The organism is Methanohalophilus euhalobius, assembly GCF_900215215.1.
Taxonomy (GTDB): Archaea; Halobacteriota; Methanosarcinia; order Methanosarcinales; family Methanosarcinaceae; genus Methanohalophilus; species Methanohalophilus euhalobius.
The window spans coordinates 158,088-175,067 of record NZ_OBDR01000003.1; the positions used below are offsets into that span (position 1 = coordinate 158,088).

Annotated in this window: 21 protein-coding genes; 6 read left to right on the top strand and 15 right to left on the bottom strand. The window is 43.9% G+C overall.

Annotated elements, in window-relative coordinates; genetic code table 11:
* Positions 1–8 precede the first annotated feature (8 nt).
* Complete coding sequence (locus CP947_RS04680) at positions 9–1,475, bottom strand: NAD(P)H-hydrate dehydratase (RefSeq protein ID WP_096712078.1); 1,467 nt, start codon at positions 1,473–1,475, stop codon at positions 9–11.
* Between the two features lie 189 nt (positions 1,476–1,664).
* Here CP947_RS04680 and CP947_RS04685 point away from each other — a divergent pair, with 189 nt between their 5' ends.
* Genes CP947_RS04685 through CP947_RS04695 form a run of 3 tightly spaced genes read left to right on the top strand, consistent with a single transcriptional unit; the run spans position 1,665 to position 5,055 of the window.
* Positions 1,665–3,074 carry a DHH family phosphoesterase gene (locus CP947_RS04685; protein ID WP_096712079.1) on the top strand — a complete coding sequence of 470 codons (1,410 nt, stop codon included), beginning with the start codon at positions 1,665–1,667 and terminating at the stop codon, positions 3,072–3,074.
* Positions 3,075–3,081: 7 nt separating this feature from the next.
* Positions 3,082–3,717 carry a YkgJ family cysteine cluster protein gene (locus tag CP947_RS04690; RefSeq protein ID WP_096712080.1) on the top strand — a complete coding sequence of 212 codons (636 nt, stop codon included), beginning with the start codon at positions 3,082–3,084 and terminating at the stop codon, positions 3,715–3,717.
* 51 nt (positions 3,718–3,768) lie between these two features.
* Positions 3,769–5,055 (top strand): 3-isopropylmalate dehydratase large subunit, encoded by a 1,287-nt coding sequence (locus CP947_RS04695; RefSeq protein ID WP_243641512.1) that lies wholly within the window; start codon positions 3,769–3,771, stop codon positions 5,053–5,055.
* A 121-nt stretch (positions 5,056–5,176) separates the two neighbouring features.
* Here CP947_RS04695 and CP947_RS04700 read toward each other — a convergent pair whose 3' ends face one another.
* Positions 5,177–5,608 carry a CBS domain-containing protein gene (locus tag CP947_RS04700; RefSeq protein WP_241646038.1) on the bottom strand — a complete coding sequence of 144 codons (432 nt, stop codon included), beginning with the start codon at positions 5,606–5,608 and terminating at the stop codon, positions 5,177–5,179.
* Between the two features lie 129 nt (positions 5,609–5,737).
* On the opposite strand from CP947_RS04700, the gene CP947_RS04705 reads away from it, so the two are divergent.
* On the top strand, positions 5,738–6,031 hold the full coding sequence (locus tag CP947_RS04705) for a phosphoribosyl-ATP diphosphatase (protein ID WP_096712081.1): 294 nt from the start codon (positions 5,738–5,740) through the stop codon (positions 6,029–6,031).
* A gap of 4 nt (positions 6,032–6,035) precedes the next feature.
* On the opposite strand, the gene CP947_RS04710 is transcribed toward CP947_RS04705, so the two are convergent.
* Positions 6,036–6,911: a CBS domain-containing protein gene (locus CP947_RS04710; protein WP_096712082.1), complete on the bottom strand. Its 876-nt coding sequence runs from the start codon at positions 6,909–6,911 to the stop codon at positions 6,036–6,038.
* 117 nt (positions 6,912–7,028) lie between these two features.
* Between CP947_RS04710 and CP947_RS04715 the strand changes: the two genes are divergently transcribed.
* The gene (locus tag CP947_RS04715; protein WP_172425452.1) at positions 7,029–7,979 is read left to right on the top strand and encodes an NOG1 family protein; all 951 of its coding nucleotides are present in this window, start codon (positions 7,029–7,031) and stop codon (positions 7,977–7,979) included.
* 1 nt (position 7,980) lies between these two features.
* Here the strand turns inward: CP947_RS04715 and CP947_RS04720 are convergent, their stop codons facing one another.
* The 12 genes from CP947_RS04720 to CP947_RS04775 all read right to left on the bottom strand — a co-directional run bounded on the left by CP947_RS04720 (position 7,981) and on the right by CP947_RS04775 (position 16,103).
* The gene (locus tag CP947_RS04720; protein ID WP_096712083.1) at positions 7,981–9,087 is read right to left on the bottom strand and encodes a pyridoxal phosphate-dependent aminotransferase; all 1,107 of its coding nucleotides are present in this window, start codon (positions 9,085–9,087) and stop codon (positions 7,981–7,983) included.
* Between the two features lie 5 nt (positions 9,088–9,092).
* Positions 9,093–9,695 (bottom strand): 6-phospho-3-hexuloisomerase, encoded by a 603-nt coding sequence (gene hxlB, locus CP947_RS04725; protein ID WP_096712084.1) that lies wholly within the window; start codon positions 9,693–9,695, stop codon positions 9,093–9,095.
* Between the two features lie 5 nt (positions 9,696–9,700).
* Complete coding sequence (locus tag CP947_RS04730) at positions 9,701–10,210, bottom strand: hypothetical protein (RefSeq protein ID WP_096712085.1); 510 nt, start codon at positions 10,208–10,210, stop codon at positions 9,701–9,703.
* A 14-nt stretch (positions 10,211–10,224) separates the two neighbouring features.
* Complete coding sequence (locus CP947_RS04735) at positions 10,225–10,584, bottom strand: DUF2073 domain-containing protein (RefSeq protein ID WP_048902195.1); 360 nt, start codon at positions 10,582–10,584, stop codon at positions 10,225–10,227.
* 6 nt (positions 10,585–10,590) lie between these two features.
* Positions 10,591–11,226: an Era-like GTP-binding protein gene (locus CP947_RS04740; protein WP_096712086.1), complete on the bottom strand. Its 636-nt coding sequence runs from the start codon at positions 11,224–11,226 to the stop codon at positions 10,591–10,593.
* An 82-nt stretch (positions 11,227–11,308) separates the two neighbouring features.
* Positions 11,309–12,322, bottom strand: coding sequence for a phosphate uptake regulator PhoU (locus CP947_RS04745; RefSeq protein ID WP_096712087.1), 1,014 nt, complete (start codon positions 12,320–12,322; stop codon positions 11,309–11,311).
* A 79-nt stretch (positions 12,323–12,401) separates the two neighbouring features.
* Positions 12,402–13,052 (bottom strand): protein-L-isoaspartate O-methyltransferase, encoded by a 651-nt coding sequence (locus CP947_RS04750; protein ID WP_096712088.1) that lies wholly within the window; start codon positions 13,050–13,052, stop codon positions 12,402–12,404.
* Positions 13,019–13,672 carry an HVO_0476 family zinc finger protein gene (locus CP947_RS04755; RefSeq protein WP_096712089.1) on the bottom strand — a complete coding sequence of 218 codons (654 nt, stop codon included), beginning with the start codon at positions 13,670–13,672 and terminating at the stop codon, positions 13,019–13,021. Before CP947_RS04755 ends, CP947_RS04750 begins: the two co-directional genes overlap by 34 nt.
* A 40-nt stretch (positions 13,673–13,712) precedes the next feature.
* Entirely contained in the window at positions 13,713–14,582 is an 870-nt protein-coding gene (gene speB / locus CP947_RS04760; RefSeq protein ID WP_096712090.1) for an agmatinase, read from the bottom strand.
* An 8-nt stretch (positions 14,583–14,590) separates the two neighbouring features.
* Positions 14,591–14,974: a translation initiation factor IF-5A gene (locus CP947_RS04765; protein WP_096712091.1), complete on the bottom strand. Its 384-nt coding sequence runs from the start codon at positions 14,972–14,974 to the stop codon at positions 14,591–14,593.
* Between the two features lie 74 nt (positions 14,975–15,048).
* Positions 15,049–15,381 (bottom strand): methylated-DNA--[protein]-cysteine S-methyltransferase, encoded by a 333-nt coding sequence (locus CP947_RS04770; RefSeq protein WP_241646036.1) that lies wholly within the window; start codon positions 15,379–15,381, stop codon positions 15,049–15,051.
* Positions 15,382–15,407: 26 nt separating this feature from the next.
* Positions 15,408–16,103, bottom strand: a complete 696-nt coding sequence (locus CP947_RS04775; protein WP_096712154.1) for a matrixin family metalloprotease — start codon at positions 16,101–16,103, stop codon at positions 15,408–15,410.
* 82 nt (positions 16,104–16,185) lie between these two features.
* Here CP947_RS04775 and CP947_RS04780 point away from each other — a divergent pair, with 82 nt between their 5' ends.
* Positions 16,186–16,953 carry a thermonuclease family protein gene (locus CP947_RS04780; protein ID WP_096712093.1) on the top strand — a complete coding sequence of 256 codons (768 nt, stop codon included), beginning with the start codon at positions 16,186–16,188 and terminating at the stop codon, positions 16,951–16,953.
* The last annotated feature ends 27 nt before the right edge of the window (positions 16,954–16,980 follow it).

The window sequence follows — 16,980 nt, forward strand, 5'->3', positions numbered from 1 at the left end:
ATCACCTGTTATTGTCTCATAATGTCTGTAATATGTTCGATCACATCTGTTGCCAGTAATCCGTACCCCTTTTTTGCAAAAGCCACATCTCCTGCCTCTCCATTAACAAATGCCCCGCAGCAAGCGGCATTAAACGCATCCGTGCGACAGAACAGGGCACCCACGATTCCTGCGAGCACGTCTCCTGTGCCGCCAACGGACATACCGGCATTTCCACTATAGTTTTGTCTTATGTATTTGCCATCAGAAATAATATCGGTTTTCCCCTTTAGGATGGTTATAACTTTATTTTCCCGGGAAAAATCATGTAACATTTTGGCCCTTGCAGGCAGTTCTTTTTCAACTTCCTTTCCTGTAAGTCTGGCGAATTCCCCGGGATGAGGCGTAAGTATCATTTCACAATTTTCAGGAGGGGGCAGTTGTAATTCATTAAGGGCATCTGCGTCCGCAACAACTTTCTTGCATAGGGGCAGGATTTGGTGTATTGCCTGGTGTATTGTTTCTTCGTTACCCAGCCCCATTCCGATAACCACCACATCGTGTGCATGAATAAGGTCTTTTAAGATTTCAATATCGTTTGTATGCAGAATTTCAGAGGATAATTTCCTGACAATGAGGTTGGGGGAAAATGAGGCGATTGTGTCCGACACATTTGCCGGGGAGGCAATGGTCACGATGTCTGCACCGGTGCGCAGGGCAGCCATTGCTGAAAGGGCTGGTGCTCCGGAGTATCTACCTCCTCCGATGATAAGTACCCTGCCTGACTGTCCTTTATGTGAATCAATACGACGTTTGAGCAGAGGTTCCAGGTCCCCTCTGTTTACAGTGTCTTCTGCGTCCCTGCAAACGCCGATATTGATAACTTCGACATCTCCTGTAAATTCACCCTGGTTTTCGAGGCCGGTTTTCATTCTGTGGAATGTCAGGGTTGTATCTGCCATGACAGTATTCTCACCCTTTCCAGTAGCAGGATCGAGACCCGAGGGCGTGTCTACTGCAACCACATAGGAGTTGCCGGTATTAATGGCATCTATCAATGTAGCTTCAGGTTCCCTGACATGTCCCCGGATTCCCGTGCCAAGCAGGCCATCTACAATGACATCCGCTTCTTTGAACCATTGGAAAACATCGGATTGTGTGGAATCCGTAATCTCAGCCAGGCCCTTAATACCACAATGTTTCAATAAATTGAAATTTTCCAATGCGTCCTTTGTTCTTATGCCGCTTGCTTTCCCCGCCAGGATCACCCTTGCTCTAATATTATCATAATAACTTAGATGACGGGCGGCAACAAATGCATCGCCGCCATTATTTCCCCTTCCTGCCACGATCAATACATTGTTGTGAACATCCAGGGATAACACTTTACGTGCAATCGCAGCTCCTGCATTTTCCATAAGCTGTATCCCTTTCAATCCCAGATGTGTGCAGTTTGTGTCTATGGCTTTCATTCTGTCAGGTGTAATAGATTGCATTCTTTCCTCTGTTATTTATTGTTCTTCTGAGTTAATGAAATTTCTGCTGTTTTATCTTTTATTCACCATTTTGAGACGAAAATGTCTTAATAGTTAGGGATTATTTCATCTTCTACAGGGAGGTATATTCTCATTCCCGCCGCACCAAAAGAAAATGAACCTGAAAGGACACGTTTTAAACCTACCTATCTGATACTTGGAAGTGGAAGTATTGGTTTTGCCACAGCAAAGGCATTGAGGGAATTAGGAAAAGAACTTATCATAGTTGATAAGGACCCACAAAAAGTCGAGACCCTGCGTGAGGAAGCCTATGAGGCGATAGTGGGTGATATTTCCGAGATTGAAACTCTACGTGGCCTTCAGACTAAAAAACTATCCGGTGTATTGATTGTCAGTTCAGATAACGAGGCCAATAAACAGGCTCTCAGGAATGTGAAAAAACATTTCCGTCCTTCTCTCTACTGTGTTGCAAGGGCATCGGATGTAATTAATCTGCAGGAAATGGAAGAAATTGGTGCGGATTTTGTGTTCATGCCATCCCGGATAGTATCAAAATCCCTTTCAAGGTCCCTTGAACGTGCTGAATCTGTGAGAATCGGTAACCAGCTTTCCCAGTGGTTCAGAAAAAACACTGGGAAAAGCCTTGCTGTAGTGGTTCATGATAACCCTGACCCTGATGCTATAGCAGGTGCCCTGGCCCTTAAACTCATGGCCGAAAATTATGGTCTGTATCCCACGATTCTCTATAATGGTGAAATAGGCCATCAGGAGAACAAAGCATTTGTAAACCTGCTGGGTATCAATCTCGAGCATATGGAAGGTCGGGATATATCTGAATTTGATGAGATTGCTCTTGTCGATTGTGCGGTGGCAGGGTCAAACAATATGCTTCCAGAAGGGACACATATTGGTGTGGTAATAGACCACCATCCTGTAGGTGATGCTGAAATAGATGCTGATTTTATTGATATTCGCCCCAATGTGGGGGCTTCTGCTACTATAATGACCAAGTACCTGCAGGAATTGAATATAGAAATCAGCAGTGAAATTGCCACAGCTCTGCTGTATGGCATTCGTACCGATACACTGGATTTTAAGCGCAACACCGATCCCAATGATCTTTCAGCTGCTTCTTTCCTTTATCCGATGGCCGACCATGAAGTTCTGGATCAGCTTGAAAGGCCGTCAATGTCTATCGAAACCCTTGATGTACTCGGCCAGGCTATCAAGAACCGGCAGGTCATTGGTAGCTACCTGCTTTCCAATGTGGGAATCATCCGGGACAGGGATGCTCTTCCTCAGGCAGCCGATTATTTACTCAATCTTGAGGGTATATTTACCACAATCGTTTTTGGTGTAAGTGACGAAGTTATCTATGTTTCAGGACGCAGCAATGATATCCGTGTCAATCTGGGTGCCATCCTGAAAAAGGCTTTTGGTGAGGGGTCTGCCGGTGGCCATTCCACAGCTGCAGGTGCACAGATTCCTCTGGGTGTTTTCAGTGACATAAAGGACCGTCAGACTTTACTGAAACTTGTAGATGAGGCAGTCGTTAAGAAATTCCTCAAGGCTGTCGGGGTAGAGGAAGTAGATGAATGAGATATGAATGAAGGAAAAAGAATATCGTTCACTTATTATAAAGGATTTGGAAAAACGAGTATTGGACTCTATTTCCATATCTCTTCATGATCTTGCCATGGAAATAGTCCGTATCGGTTTCAGATGCAGTGGATGTGGCAGATGCTGCAAGTTTTCCACTGGAGATAACAGCGTACTCCTGACCTATTTTGATATTGACAACTTGAAAAAAAGCGGCAATATAACTGCTATTGAACCAACGGTAGCAGAAGAGGATATGTTTCTGGCAGATACTGAAGGTATAGTACATACATTCGGCTGGAGGCTTAAAAGGAAAACAAACGGAGAGTGTGTCTTCCTGGGTGAGGCCGGATGTGCCATATATCCATTCAGGCCTCTTCTCTGCAGGACCTATCCTTTCCATATCGCAGAAGGCAAGCTGGAAATTTCTGAATGTAAAGGGGAGGGCAGGATTATACCGCTTTATCATGCACGCAGGCTTGCAAATGAAGTGTTACAACGCTATATTATTGAACTTCGGGATACTATTATGACATACAGGCATTTTAAAGAGGGACCATTATTTCTGGCTTCCCAACCTGCTTCTGATTATAAGTTGATTGTACATGATAGCAGGGGAAAATGGAAACTCGATGACAAATGATTCTATCGATTGGTTTATTTATTATATCACACATTATTTTTGCTGATTATCATGTCTGCCAATGACTCTCACCCAATGACTATTTCAGAAAAGATATTTTCCCGTGCCTCGGGCAAGGAAGTCAAAGCCGGGGATTTCGTCCTTGCAAATATTGATCTTGCAATGACCCATGACATCACCGGTCCACTGGCTGTTGATGGTTTCTATGAAATCATGGAAGGTAAGGAAGAAAAAAAGGTCTGGGATCCCAGCAAGATTGTAATCCTGTTTGATCATCAGGTTCCGGCTGATTCTCTCCATGCAGCAAAGAATCACATTATGCTGCGTGAGTTTGCACAGGAACAGAATATTCTCAATTATGACGTTTATGAAGGGGTCTGTCACCAGGTGGTGCCCGAAAAGGGACATGTGAAACCCGGTGACCTCGTAGTAGGTTCGGATTCACATACATGTGCCTATGGTTCCCTGGGTGCTTTTTCCACCGGTGTGGGCTCTACGGATATGGCAGCGGTACTTGCTTCTGGCAAACTCTGGTTCCGTGTTCCCCAGACCATTCGCTTTGAAGTTGAAGGAAAATTGCCCGAGAGGGTTTATTCCAAGGACCTCATCCTTCACCTGATAGGAGATGTGGGTGTTGAAGGTGCAAGATACATGGCTGCGGAATATGCAGGTTCGACAGTACGTTCCTTTTCTATCTCCGAAAGGATGACCATGTCCAATATGGCCATAGAGATGGGAGGAAAAGCAGGTATCATCGAACCGGATAGTGTTACCGAAAAATATCTTCAGGAAAGGATTCCTGGATACAATCTTAATTCCCATTGGGTTTCCGATGAAGGTGCGGATTATCAGGATATCCGTCACTACGATGTGTCGAACCTGGAGCCACAGCTTGCCTGTCCTCATAATGTTGACAATGTAAAGCCCGTTTCAGAATTAGAAGGAACAAAAGTGGATCAGGTATTCGTAGGCTCCTGTACCAACGGCAGGTTTGAGGACCTTGAAATTGTTGCCAATATGATGGGTGATGAACCCGTTGCAGAGGGCGTCAGGCTGCTGGTTATACCTGCTTCAAGGACTGAATACATGAAAGCCCTCAGGGCCGGCTATATAGAACAGTTCATGGAAGCCGGTGCAATTGTGGAATCTGCATGTTGTGGACCTTGTATGGGTGGCTCATTCGGCCTTCTGGGTGACGGTGAAGTTGGCCTGGCAACCTCTAACAGGAACTTCCGTGGCAGGGAAGGAAGTGCTGAATCCTTTGTTTATCTGGGCTCTCCTGCGACAGCTGCAGCTGCTGCACTGACAGGTGAAATAACCGATCCAAGAAAAATATAAGTAAGCAGTAGACGGGAGACCACAAAAAATATATTTATCAATGTTAATTGGATGATAAGACGTTGGCTGAAAAGCTTAAAGGTGTCCCGTCATACTGGTTTTTCTTCCAACGTCATCCTATTTATTTTTGAACAAGATATTTTATTACGTCTACCGGGCTCAGTATCCCGATTGGCCTGTATGACGCACCTACCTTTTCCTCTGACATTACTATCAGGCGATGAATGTGCTTTTCAGCCATCTGTTTTGCCGCATCCTTTAGTTTCATATCCGGATTTACGGTTTTAACAGATGATGCCATCAAATCTTCTATTGAGGCAATTTCCCAGTTTTTGTTTCCGAGTCTGGAGAGAATATCCATTTCGGAAACAAATCCAAAGGTTTCACCATTTTCGTCAACTGCTACAACAGCAGAAACATCACGATTTGCCATTGTTTCTGCTACCTCTGCTGCGGTTGCATCCATTGGTACTGTAACCACTCCTCTGCTCATTGCATCTTTTACCTGCATATTTTCCCCTATCATTTTTCTGACTCCTTGGAAAGATATCATTTACCTCTTCCTCATTTAATTTATTTTTTGCAGGCATATATAGGCATTGGCTATTGAAGAAGGGAAAATCATATAATATCATATATCCTTTGGAAAACTTGTATTCCTTTCTTCAGGGAGTGATTACCAATGAGTTCAATTTCAGTTCTAGAAGACGTATATGATGTTATAGAAGATCGCAAAGAAAACGCAGTTGAGGGTTCTTATGTATGCTCTCTTTTGAAGCACGATAAAGGGATGGATAAGATTCTGGAAAAAATAGGTGAAGAATCCACTGAAGTAATCCTTGCCGCAAAAAATGGACAGAAAGACAGGATTATTGAGGAATCCTGCGATTTGTTTTTCCACATGCTGGTTATGCTTTCAGCCAACAATATTACCCTGGACGAGATATCTGCTGAGATGAAAGGCAGACGTCACTGATATTTCAGTAAACAGCAAGTTCGTGCAGTACATCGGTTTTTGATAACAGTCCTGCAGGCTCGTCGTTGAGTGTCACCACAAGTCTTCCGATGTCATACTTGTTGAACATCTGGACCGCATCACTGAGGGAAGAATTCCCGTTAATGGTGATAAGATCCCTTGTCATAATATCTTTAACTTTGAGTGTCATTTTTCCACTTGCAAGAGCTTCTCCTATATCTGTGAATGTCACAACCCCGACCATCTTGCCATTATCTTCCACGGGAGCACCATGTATATTGTTGCTTACCAATATCCTGGCAGCTTCCTGGATGGTTGAATTGACATTCACATAAATTGGCTGGTGAGTTATGTAATGTTTGACGGATTTTTTGGGTAGTGAAACCATTTCGTTTATTGAGAATAGAAGGGAATTTTCGGTATCATCCCTGCCTACAATTTCCCCTCGAACTATCAGCCTGTTTACAGGTGTTGGGCCTACCTGCACCTGGTCTCCTTCGAGGAAACTGCGGACATTGCCTATTACTTTAATCCTGCCATTGCAAAGGTCTGGATGCCTGACTGTTGTGAATATGATCTCAGCAGCTGTAGCTCCCTGTACAAGTTCCCCATTACGATAGATAGGCACAATTGCTTCATGTTCCATGGATGTGACACTAAGAGCTTCATAGGCGGTACCCGTTGCACGGTATCCTCCTTTTGGGCCGGGGACTCCTTCTACAAGTCCCAGCATTTTCAGGGATTGCATCTGGTTTCGGACTGTCCCTGGATTGCGGTCAATCAGATCGGCAATCTCTTCCCCTTTAACGGCCGAATCTTTCTGGCGCTGTAAATTTATCAATGCAATTAGTATTTCTTTCTGGATTGGAGTAAGTTCCATGATGACCACCGCTTTGTAGTAAGAAATGATCAAAAGCTGTATTTATAAATAGTGTTTTTGCAGAATAAAGACTATATATCTTACTTGTGTTTGTCGCAATCGGAAGGTAATCGTATCATGATATTTGAGAAGATTAGTACAGTACCTACAGAAGATGAACTTGTAGACAAGGCTTTCAGGCGGGCCAGTCGTGCAAATGCAGGTAAGAAGAGAGGAGGTAGGGAGGCTGCTCTGAAAGCAGACGAATCAATGGTACTTACTGCAGGTAACATCCTGACAGATAATCTCTCCAATATTGTGAGGAGGTTCCCCAGTTTTGAAACCATACCACCTTTTTATTATGAACTGGCCCAGATTCTTGTTGATGTCGACAGGATGAGGCAATCCTTATCCCGGCTTGACTGGGCATCTTATAAGATCCATGATCTCTCCAGAGAATATGTCCAGAAAATGAGAGGTGCCCCTTCATCACCACAGGTACGAAAAGAAGCTTTTGGCAGGATGGCTTCCGTTATTTCATCTATCAAGAAGGATCTTTTGTATCTGAATGAAGCACGCAACAAGCTTCGCAAGCTTCCGGATGTGAGGGAAGAACCCACAATAGTTGTGGCGGGTTATCCCAATGTGGGTAAGTCGAGTTTTGTGGCTGCTGTCACCGATGCAAGACCAGAGGTTGCCTCATACCCCTTTACAACCAAGGGTGTTACGATAGGTCACTTTATGCGAGGATATAACCGCTATCAGGTAATCGACACCCCCGGTCTGCTCGATCGTCCGATGGCTGATCGCAACGAAGTGGAGATGCAGGCTATTACTGCTCTGAAATATCTTGATGCAGTGGTAATTTTCATCCTTGATCCCAGCGAAACCTGTGGCTATGAAATGTCCCAGCAGGCAAAATTGCTTGATGATGTGCGGAATAATTTTGGATTGCCTGTGCTGGTCGCTGCAAACAAATTGGACCTTTGTGGAAACAACACATTTAAAGTGGATATTGAAATGTCCACCCTCTCCGGTGAAGGAATAGATGAGGCGCTTTCGTTGTTACTCGAGCGTCTGGAAGAATAATTTAGAGTATTTCTTCCATAATTTTCATTGCTTTTTTTATGTTTTCCATGGAGGTGGCGTATGATATGCGCATATGTCCTGCTCCACCTTCACCGAATGCTTCACCCGGCACGACCACTACTCCATTTGCGATAAGTTGCTGGGCGTATTCAGGTTCGACCTCGGGAAATGCATAAAATGCACCTGCGGGCTTGTGGCATTTGATACCCATCCCATTGAGCCCTTCTATTAGCATATCCCTGCGTTTTTTGAATTTTTCGCGCATATGCACAACCGGGTCAAAGGGTCCCTGAATGGCAGCAAGGGCAGCCCTCTGGGATATGGAACATGCACACGCCTGTACATATTGATGAACTTTTAACATTTGCTGGATGTATTCTGAAGGAGCGGTAACATATCCCAGTCTCCAGCCGGTCATCGAATAGGTCTTTGATGTTGCATTCACGGTAATTACATTGTCAGAATATTGGGCGGGACTGACATGTTCTCCTTCATAGATGAAATGCTCATAGACCTCATCAGAAATCAGTGTGAGATCATAGTCATCTGCAATCTCGGCAAATCCTTTCATGTCCTTTTTCGTCTGGACTGCCCCTGTGGGATTGGAAGGAGAATTCACGATAAAAGCTTTGGTTTTTGAGGTGATCTTTTCCATCACGTCTTCAGGTTGCATTCTCAGGTCATCGGACAGGGGCACACTGATTCCTTTTCCTCCCATTATGCTTGCAAGAGATGAATATGATACGAAACCCGGATCTGCAAGAAGAACTTCATCACCCGGATTTACCAGTGATGCAAGTGCAATTTCCAGGGCCTCTGAGGCACCGGATGTTACGATTATATCATCCGGTGTGGTGGCAATTGCGTTTTCTTCCCGGAACTTTTTGCTCAGTGCCTCCCTGAGTTCTATGATGCCGGGCCCCAGGGTATAGCCTGTAAATCCTTCATTTATGGCATTTATAGCACCCTTTTTCACATGTTCGGGTGTGTCGAAATCCGGCTGGCCCAATCCAAGATTGATGGCATCCGATCCGGCCGCTTCGAATATTTTGCGGATGCCGGATATGTCGATGTCCTGCACCCGTTGTGAAAATTTGCCGGCAAACATTTTAATTACTCCAATTTGGCATGGCGGGATTTAAGATCCGCTTCTGAGGCACCTGTGATAAAGATTAATTCTGCAACAAGGGCATCAAGGAAGACAAGGGAAGATATTTCAAAGGAAGTGCCCAGGGGTGTGAGGTGGGAATATTCCCCTCTCATGTGTCTTTCAAGATAGCCGCCTGCATCTTCCTTGCTGCGTCCATGTATTTCCAGGGTTGTATCTGATATATGGCCAAGTGTGGAATCCTTATTGGAAGTTACTGTTATCAGGGTTGCTCCGATATCCTTTGCAATTCTTCCCAGGTCTGATACTGAGCGTGTTTCTCCTGATCCGGAAATGGCAATAACTACATCGTTTTTGTGTACTGCAGGGGTTGTAGATTCTCCTACGACAAAACTTTTAAATCCCAGGTGCATGAGGCGCATGGCAAAAGCTTTCCCAACAAGGCCTGACCTTCCAGCTCCTGTTATAAATATGGAATCTGCATTCATTATGTACTCAATGGTTTTCTTGATACTTTCCTTGTCAAGCCTCTGTGCTATGTCCTTTATGTGATCAGCCATCAATTCCATGGATAATGTGAGGTGTTCACATTCATTACAGGTATTCATTCTCTTTATTTCTCCTGTTTTTCTTTACTGCTATCCTTGTAATTTATGTTTTTTACTTTCCAGTCATCAATTTCTTTGAGATGCTCGGTTAATCGGGTGATGTCTGAATCATCCCCATTCCAGTATATATCTATTTTTACATCTCTCTGCTGCAATTTTCTGACTATGTGTTCTGCAAAAAAGAAAAGGGCCTTTTTGTTATAGAAGGGTATGTGGAATGTAGCCCTGTAACCACTTTCACATTTAGCGTAGGATACCAATACATATCCATGGCTTTCATATTCTGTTATTTTCTCAAAAGGACAAACAATTTCCACTTCATGGACAGCGGATTTATCAATCCGGGAAATAGATATAAGAATTCTCCCAACAACGACTTCAGGAGTCTGCCTGCCAAACCACACAGATATTTTTCCATAGGTACAAATGACATTGACGTCGTCTCTCCCCATTTCATAAGATGAAAGGGACTGGTTGCTGGTATTTTCCTTAATGTCTCTTTCTATGGATTCCATAGGTTAAACAACACTTATCTGTTTGAGGATACCAATGCTGTAATCATATCCCTGTCTTTTTTGAGGGTCTTAAGCTGATCTGCCGGGCCTATAAGGGTCAGTCTGCCTTTTGGGCCTTTGTTGAAAAGTTTTCCCAGAAAAGACTTTGTTTCGTGGGCTGGATACGTCTCCATTTCGATACCTGAGAATTCATCAGGTGCTATTTGTGTCATTGTCATCTCGATAAGATTGGCTTCTTCCTCAGGACTGAGTCCTCTTTCCAGTACAAGGATTTTACCGTTTTTGACTTCATCAATGATGAAACGAACCTTTTCCACAGGGCTCATCCTTGCAAGACGATCCTCTGAAAGTAAATCCATTTGAATACCCTGCATTTCAAATCACCCAAATCTCTTTGCAATTTCCTCATAAAGAGTATCAATGTTCTTTCCTTCAAGGGCAGATATGGCAACGAGTGGATGCTGGGGGAATGCTTCCCTTATTGTTGAAGGTGATGAATCTTCACGATCGATCTTGTTGGCAGCGATTAAGAGCGGAAGGCCGCGAGCTTCCATATTTCCTATGACCGTGACATTTACCTGTGTAAACGGATCCTCGGTTGCATCCATTACAAGGATTATACCGTCAAGATTTTCCAGCCATTTGACCGCTTCAATTACTCCTTCGGTGGCTTCCTTTGCTCTGCGTTTAGATTCTGCTTCACTCATCCCCTGCTCCATGAATTCATGGAAATCTATCTTTGTGGCAAGCCCGGGTGTATCTATAATATCAAGTGATAGTGAATTACCATTGCCTTTGATCGTTACTCCTTCTCTTCTCCTGGCACGGCGTGTCTCATGTGCTACATTGGATACCGACCCCATAGCATCTCCTGTCCAGTCACGTAGTATGCGGTTTGCAAGGGTGGTCTTCCCTGCATTTGGGGGTCCATAAATGCCGATCCTTGCACTTTTTTTATTGAGCAGTTTCTTCAGGAGATCTGTGAAGTTTCTTTTTAATGATCTTATTACTCCCATCTATTTCCTCCATTTATAATGTGGGAATTGTCCTCGTGATTTCTGATATTATCATTATATAAATAAGCGTCTGTTTTTTAATTCAGGCACTTTCCTCTGTAGTGGCGATGGACATATTTATAGCAGTCTCAGCAATATTTGTCCCGTATTCTGCTGTCCTCTCTATACTATCGGCCACGGTCCCCAGTCCGACTACAGTCCCTACGTCTTTTAGTTTCATAAAGGATGCATTGAGTTTGTCAACATCGGTTTTTATGTGCTGTATGTTCTCAATGGTTTTATTCGCCAGTTTCACATCACAACCATAGAGGGCATCAATTGCCTTTTCCACAGTGTTGCGTGCCTCCTCACTCGCCTTTTCGATAGGCTCCATTATTTCTTCGGGAACAGGTCCTTGCAGTTTTCTGGTAACTCCTGCGATTCTGTGGGCATGGTCTGCAATCCTTTCCAGGGAACTTGCAACAAGTCGGAAATCATGATATTCATCAATAGATGTCTCTGTGGTATCGGCAAGCCGTGTTCCTCTGAACAGAGAGCGGAACTGTTTTGATATGAGTAAAAACAATCTGTCCACTTCATCATCCCTGAGCATCACATCAAGTGCAAGGTCTTTTTCACCGGTCCTGAGAGACTGGATGGCGTCCTTGTGCATTGAAGTGGAAATAAGGTACATTCTGCGGATACTTTTTTTGATGGAAACTTCTTCAGGGTTGAGTAGATCCTGTATGAGGACACTTTTGGAGGTTTCCTCGATGATTTCGGGGCCGATTAATTTGTGGCAAATTTCTCGTATTATTTTTTTTTGCTCGGCAAGTATTCTTGGGGACACAAGTTCGATAAGGTCGTAACCGGCAACATAGGCAGCAATTATGTTACGTATCAGGCCTTCTCCCTTGTAATTGGTGATTTCCATCTTACGTTTTTTGGGTTTTGTTGTGGTGTCCAGAGTGGCTATATTAAGGGATCCATCAGGTTGGTTTCTGACGGATACTCTGGAGCCTGCTTCAACTCCCATTCTCTGTGCCCAGGGTTTAGGGAGAGAAATAATATATGTAGAACCTCCGGTTTGCTGTACTTTTCTTGTTTCTATATCCATCCCTCGATTAATTCGTCATCACTATATATGCGTATATAGATGGGTTCCTTGTATATATGTCCATCGTATATAATTTTCATTAAATAGATTCTCTGTACCCGTATTTTCCAATAAGGGGTACAAAAATAACGCCGCCAAGGTTTTCCTCACTGAAGGTTCCGTCATCAAGTTTGTGGACAAGAATCAGATTTTGCATGTATTTGCCAACCGGAATCACCATAATTCCGCCAGCTGAAAGTTGCTCTTTGAGGGGTCGAGGGATAGATGGAGCTGCAGAGGTTACGCACATACGTTCATATGGAGCCTGTGGAGAATAACCGAGAGTGCCGTCGGCTTCGATGACAGTAACATTGGTGTAACCCGCCTTTTTAAGGTTACTTTCGGCAAATTGTTTTAAAGAAGGGATTCTTTCCAGGCTGTATATATGGCCCTTTTTGCCCACTATTTCGGCCATAACAGCAGCATTATAACCGGAACCGGTTCCGATTTCAAGAATCTTCATGCCTTCTTCTATTTTCAGGACATCACACATTATGGCTACCATATGAGGTGCTGAAATCGTTTGCCTGTTCCCTATAGGTAAGGGAGAATCAATATATGCAGAGTCTTTAATATCTTTGGAAACAAAAAGGTGTCTGGGAACTTTACCCATAGCTTCAAGCACCTGTTTTCCGATTCCTTCTTCTTTGATCTGGTTCACCAGTTCCTTACGTTTCTCTTCATACTCCAAGCGGTCCTGCCCCCTCCCCATCCTTTCTTATAGGCCACCCTGCCGAAGATTCTTTTTATATATTTGGCCTCTACTTTGTCTCCCCTTTTAAACCTGAATTTTCCTCCACGTATCTTTATTCTTGTGATCCTGAAGCGCTCTCCCCCAGCTTCGTATTCCAGGCCGACTTCAAAAATTTCTTCTCCGGGTACTCTTTTTGTATGGGGATTAGTATTTCCTATGGATTGTACTGATATTTTGACATCGACTTCATCAATCGCACGTGCCCAGATGGTTTCAACATCTGCAATCTTTGCGTATTCTTCACGTTTTGTAGGTGTTTCGATGGAAGTGATCTGTATGGGGTATACATCTTCACCGTTCTGGTCCTCCACAACCAATTCTTCGTTTGTCGTGATGACCTGTGTCTCTTCAAAAAGTGCATTTGTCTTGAATGATTCATCCCCTCGACTGATTACTAATCTTACAGGGATGGTCTTCTCTGTCTCGATCTCTGTGGGATGTACATCACCGCAAACCTGGCACCGGACAAGCATGTTCTGTCCATCCTTCAGTATGTCGTGCCACACGAATTCCTGTGGTGAGCATGCAGGGCATGTGGTCTCGATCTCTTCACTCATAATCGCCAGTTAGGTTTGAGGGTATATATCTAATTGATGCTTATTGGATATTGCCGGCTGCATGTGCGGCTATGAATTCCCTTAGTAGTTTTGTACCGAGCAGGGCTGTCTGTCCACTGTCATAGTCCGGAGCAATTTCCATAATATCAAAACCAACTGTGTGGGGGGCAAAAGCATGTATCAGGTCCCTTACCTGCCAGGGATCAAGGCCAAAGGGCTCAGGAGTACCTGTTGCAGGGGCATAAGCAGGGTCCAGACAGTCCATATCCAGAGAAAGGTAGAATTGTGAGGTTCCTATTTCTTTCATAACCTTTGTAGCAAGTTTTTTGGCAGAATATTCTTTCACATATTCCGGTGTGTAATAGGATATGTGATTATCTTTTGCAAAATCCCATTCGCCCCGGGGTCCGCTCCTTGTTCCAATGGATACATACCTGTCGGTGGCCTCTTCTAATATATGCCGGCTGACGCACGCATGGTTATTTCTCACTCCGCCAAACTCTTCCCGCAGGTCAAAATGGGCATCCAGTGCGATCACTCCAATGTCATCATCGTCTTTTGTACAGGCTTTAATGGTGGAAAGGGTAAGAGAGTGTTCTCCCCCTATCATAATGGGGATTTTTTCATTTTTTACGATGTCCCTGGTATCATAGTAAAGGTCCCTGAGGGTTTCATCAACAGAAGAATAAACTTCAAGGTTGCCTGCATCATGGATCGGAATAGATGCAAGGTCAATATCAAAAAAAGGATTGTAACTTTCAAAATTTTCAGACGCCTGTCTCATAGCATCCGGAGCCCTGCGACTTCCCGGCCTGTAAGAGGAAGTCCCGTCAAAAGGGACTCCGAATATAACATATTTTGCGGCCCCGTAATCCCACAGGGCGTCCATCATAAGGGGCTGGTAGAACATTTCATTATTTAACGCAGGTCTATCTTCATTTTACCCATGGCGGTTATGTATGAAATGTCTCCCCCTTCGTTCACCCTATCCTTGTATTCATCGGGGATTTCCATTTCGAAGGTGGAATAGTCTTCCATGTCCATGAGCTGGGCGATGTTTCCTGTGACGGAAAGTACCTGTGCACTTTTCCTTTCGACAATAGGCACAAAGGTCTTTGAGGAAACGGAGCTTACGATTGAGCGTTTTTGTCCATCGAATATACCAACTGCGTCAATCCTTGCTTTAGCAGAACCATGTTTTCCGGGTTTGGATTTTGACAGGCCCTTGATAATGCATGGTTCGTCATCGATAATTACGTACTTGCCTTCCTTGAGTTCCTTTACTTCAACCTGTTGTTTCATGTGATTATACTCCTTTGATAAATTATGAGCATCTGATAAGTCAGGGGTATAATTTTCAGTTCCCGTATATCAACTTAACGAACTGATTCATCGTAATTAATGGCTTTTTCCATTTCCAGTAATTTTTTCTTTAATTCTTTGCCACCTGCATAGCCACCTATATTATTTTTAGCAACTACTCTGTGGCAGGGTATTATCAGGGGGTAGGGATTTTTGTTAAGTGCCCGGCCGACTGCCCGACTTGCTTTGCTTTTTCCAATGTCTTCTGCCAGTTGCCCGTATGTGCGTGTTTGTCCGTAAGGGATTTTGCGGGTGGCTTCCAGGACTTCCCGCTGGAACTTTGTAAGATGTGTAAGGTCCGGATCATATTTCAGGAAATCCACATACTCGCCTGCGAGATATTTCATGATGTCGCAACACAGCTGCTGCATATTCATTCTTTGCCTTTAAAAACCTCCTTCTCGATTTGTTTGCGTTGCTTGCGCATTTTTCTCCATCCAATCCCGTGGTATCCTATTATGGTTACGATTACTATTATTGCACCTATCAGGTAGGGGAAAGTGGATTCTAATAGAAGGGGATTGATGTTATCACGTTGTTCATAGCTGGGATACATGATATCTCCTCTTTCTGTGCTATGTCCCAGTCCCAGGGCATGTCCTATTTCGTGCTTGGACACCTCCTGCATATTTGCATCACCATATTGCACCCAGGAAAACCCCTGGTAGTTTCCTGCTTCAAGCACTATTTCAGCATGCAGGTATTTGTTCCCGACAATGGTGGGTCTACAGTATCCAGCCACTCCTTCACCGGCTCCCTCTACCTTTTCAAGATTCTCCACCCAGCGAACATTTATGTCTGCGTCAGGATTATCGATGATTTTGAATTCAGGCTGGTAACTGAGGGCCCCGTTTCCACCTTTTTCCCAGTAATCCAGGGCAATTTCTACCTGTTCTCTGTAGGTGGGACTGTAGTGTTCAGGTGTATCCTTATCATCTATATATACGGATATGGGGCTGTGGTCCCAGGGTTTGTCTGATATTTTTTCAATATCTGCAAGGGAGGTGCTGGTGAAAAATATCATGACGGCAAGTAGTACGAAAAGGATTTTTCTAGCCGGTATTTTCATACCAACCAATAATCCCCCATCAAAAATAAAGATTGCCCGGAATACAATTATATTTTAATAGTAGTAGAATTATTTTCCTCCTATGTTTAAAAAGTCATTAATTATGGTCGTTGCTCTTCTCATACTTATTTCGTGTGGATGTCTTTCTTCGGAGGAAAGCCAGATCGGGAATTCGACCACAACGGTTGCCAGCGTGATAGATGGGGATACTTTCGTGACGGATTCCGGGGAGAAAGTAAGACTAATCGGGATAGATACACCGGAGGTGGATGAACCCTATTATACCAAGGCAAAAGATTATTTGTCCAACCGGATCGAAGGTAAACAGGTTTTGCTGGAAGGGGATAGCAGTAACCGGGATACTTATGGCCGTCTCTTGAGATATGTCTGGCTTGACGGTGAACTGGTAAACAGGGAGCTTGTGGAAGAAGGTTTGGCTCTGGCCAGGGCCTATGAGCCCGACACGAAGTATCAGCATATTTTTGCTGAAGCCCAGCAACATGCAAGAACTGAGAAATTAGGGATTTGGTCCTATTCGAAAAATAACAATACCGCAGTTATTTCTTATCTGGAAGCAGGCAGCCATGTAGGTGAGGTGAACACGGTTGAAGGTAGGGTGGTATCAACAGCTAAAAATGAAGAGGATGGCATAATCTATCTGAATTTCCATGATCCTTACAAAGGTTACTTCACTGTAATAATATGGCAGGACAGCTGGTCAAATTTCCCCCAATCTCCTGATACTTACTATGAAGGTAAGGATGTGCTGGTGACAGGCAAGATCAAGGATTACAAGGGCACACCTGAGATTGAGATAAGTGGAGTTTCACAGATTGAAATTGTGGGGTGAACTTAAAGGAATCTTTGTCACCTCCTG

Excerpts from the sequence above, each read along its gene's own strand:
- CP947_RS04740 (WP_096712086.1), bottom strand. The coding sequence starts at position 11,226 with ATGGGAGTAATAAGATCATTAAAAAGAAACTTCACAGATCTCCTGAAG.
- CP947_RS04710 (WP_096712082.1), bottom strand. The coding sequence starts at position 6,911 with ATGGAACTTACTCCAATCCAGAAAGAAATACTAATTGCATTGATAAAT.
- CP947_RS04730 (WP_096712085.1), bottom strand. The coding sequence starts at position 10,210 with ATGGAATCCATAGAAAGAGACATTAAGGAAAATACCAGCAACCAGTCC.
- CP947_RS04695 (WP_243641512.1), top strand. The coding sequence starts at position 3,769 with ATGTCTGCCAATGACTCTCACCCAATGACTATTTCAGAAAAGATATTT.
- CP947_RS04755 (WP_096712089.1), bottom strand. The coding sequence starts at position 13,672 with ATGAGTGAAGAGATCGAGACCACATGCCCTGCATGCTCACCACAGGAA.
- CP947_RS04770 (WP_241646036.1), bottom strand. The coding sequence starts at position 15,381 with ATGAAATATCTCGCAGGCGAGTATGTGGATTTCCTGAAATATGATCCG.
- CP947_RS04705 (WP_096712081.1), top strand. The coding sequence starts at position 5,738 with ATGAGTTCAATTTCAGTTCTAGAAGACGTATATGATGTTATAGAAGAT.
- CP947_RS04680 (WP_096712078.1), bottom strand. The coding sequence starts at position 1,475 with ATGCAATCTATTACACCTGACAGAATGAAAGCCATAGACACAAACTGC.
- speB (WP_096712090.1), bottom strand. The coding sequence starts at position 14,582 with ATGTTCTACCAGCCCCTTATGATGGACGCCCTGTGGGATTACGGGGCC.
- CP947_RS04780 (WP_096712093.1), top strand. The coding sequence starts at position 16,186 with ATGTTTAAAAAGTCATTAATTATGGTCGTTGCTCTTCTCATACTTATT.
- CP947_RS04715 (WP_172425452.1), top strand. The coding sequence starts at position 7,029 with ATGATATTTGAGAAGATTAGTACAGTACCTACAGAAGATGAACTTGTA.
- CP947_RS04700 (WP_241646038.1), bottom strand. The coding sequence starts at position 5,608 with ATGATATCTTTCCAAGGAGTCAGAAAAATGATAGGGGAAAATATGCAG.
- hxlB (WP_096712084.1), bottom strand. The coding sequence starts at position 9,695 with ATGAATACCTGTAATGAATGTGAACACCTCACATTATCCATGGAATTG.
- CP947_RS04765 (WP_096712091.1), bottom strand. The coding sequence starts at position 14,974 with ATGAAACAACAGGTTGAAGTAAAGGAACTCAAGGAAGGCAAGTACGTA.
- CP947_RS04720 (WP_096712083.1), bottom strand. The coding sequence starts at position 9,087 with ATGTTTGCCGGCAAATTTTCACAACGGGTGCAGGACATCGACATATCC.
- CP947_RS04735 (WP_048902195.1), bottom strand. The coding sequence starts at position 10,584 with ATGCAGGGTATTCAAATGGATTTACTTTCAGAGGATCGTCTTGCAAGG.
- CP947_RS04690 (WP_096712080.1), top strand. The coding sequence starts at position 3,082 with ATGAAGGAAAAAGAATATCGTTCACTTATTATAAAGGATTTGGAAAAA.
- CP947_RS04745 (WP_096712087.1), bottom strand. The coding sequence starts at position 12,322 with ATGGATATAGAAACAAGAAAAGTACAGCAAACCGGAGGTTCTACATAT.
- CP947_RS04775 (WP_096712154.1), bottom strand. The coding sequence starts at position 16,103 with ATGAAAATACCGGCTAGAAAAATCCTTTTCGTACTACTTGCCGTCATG.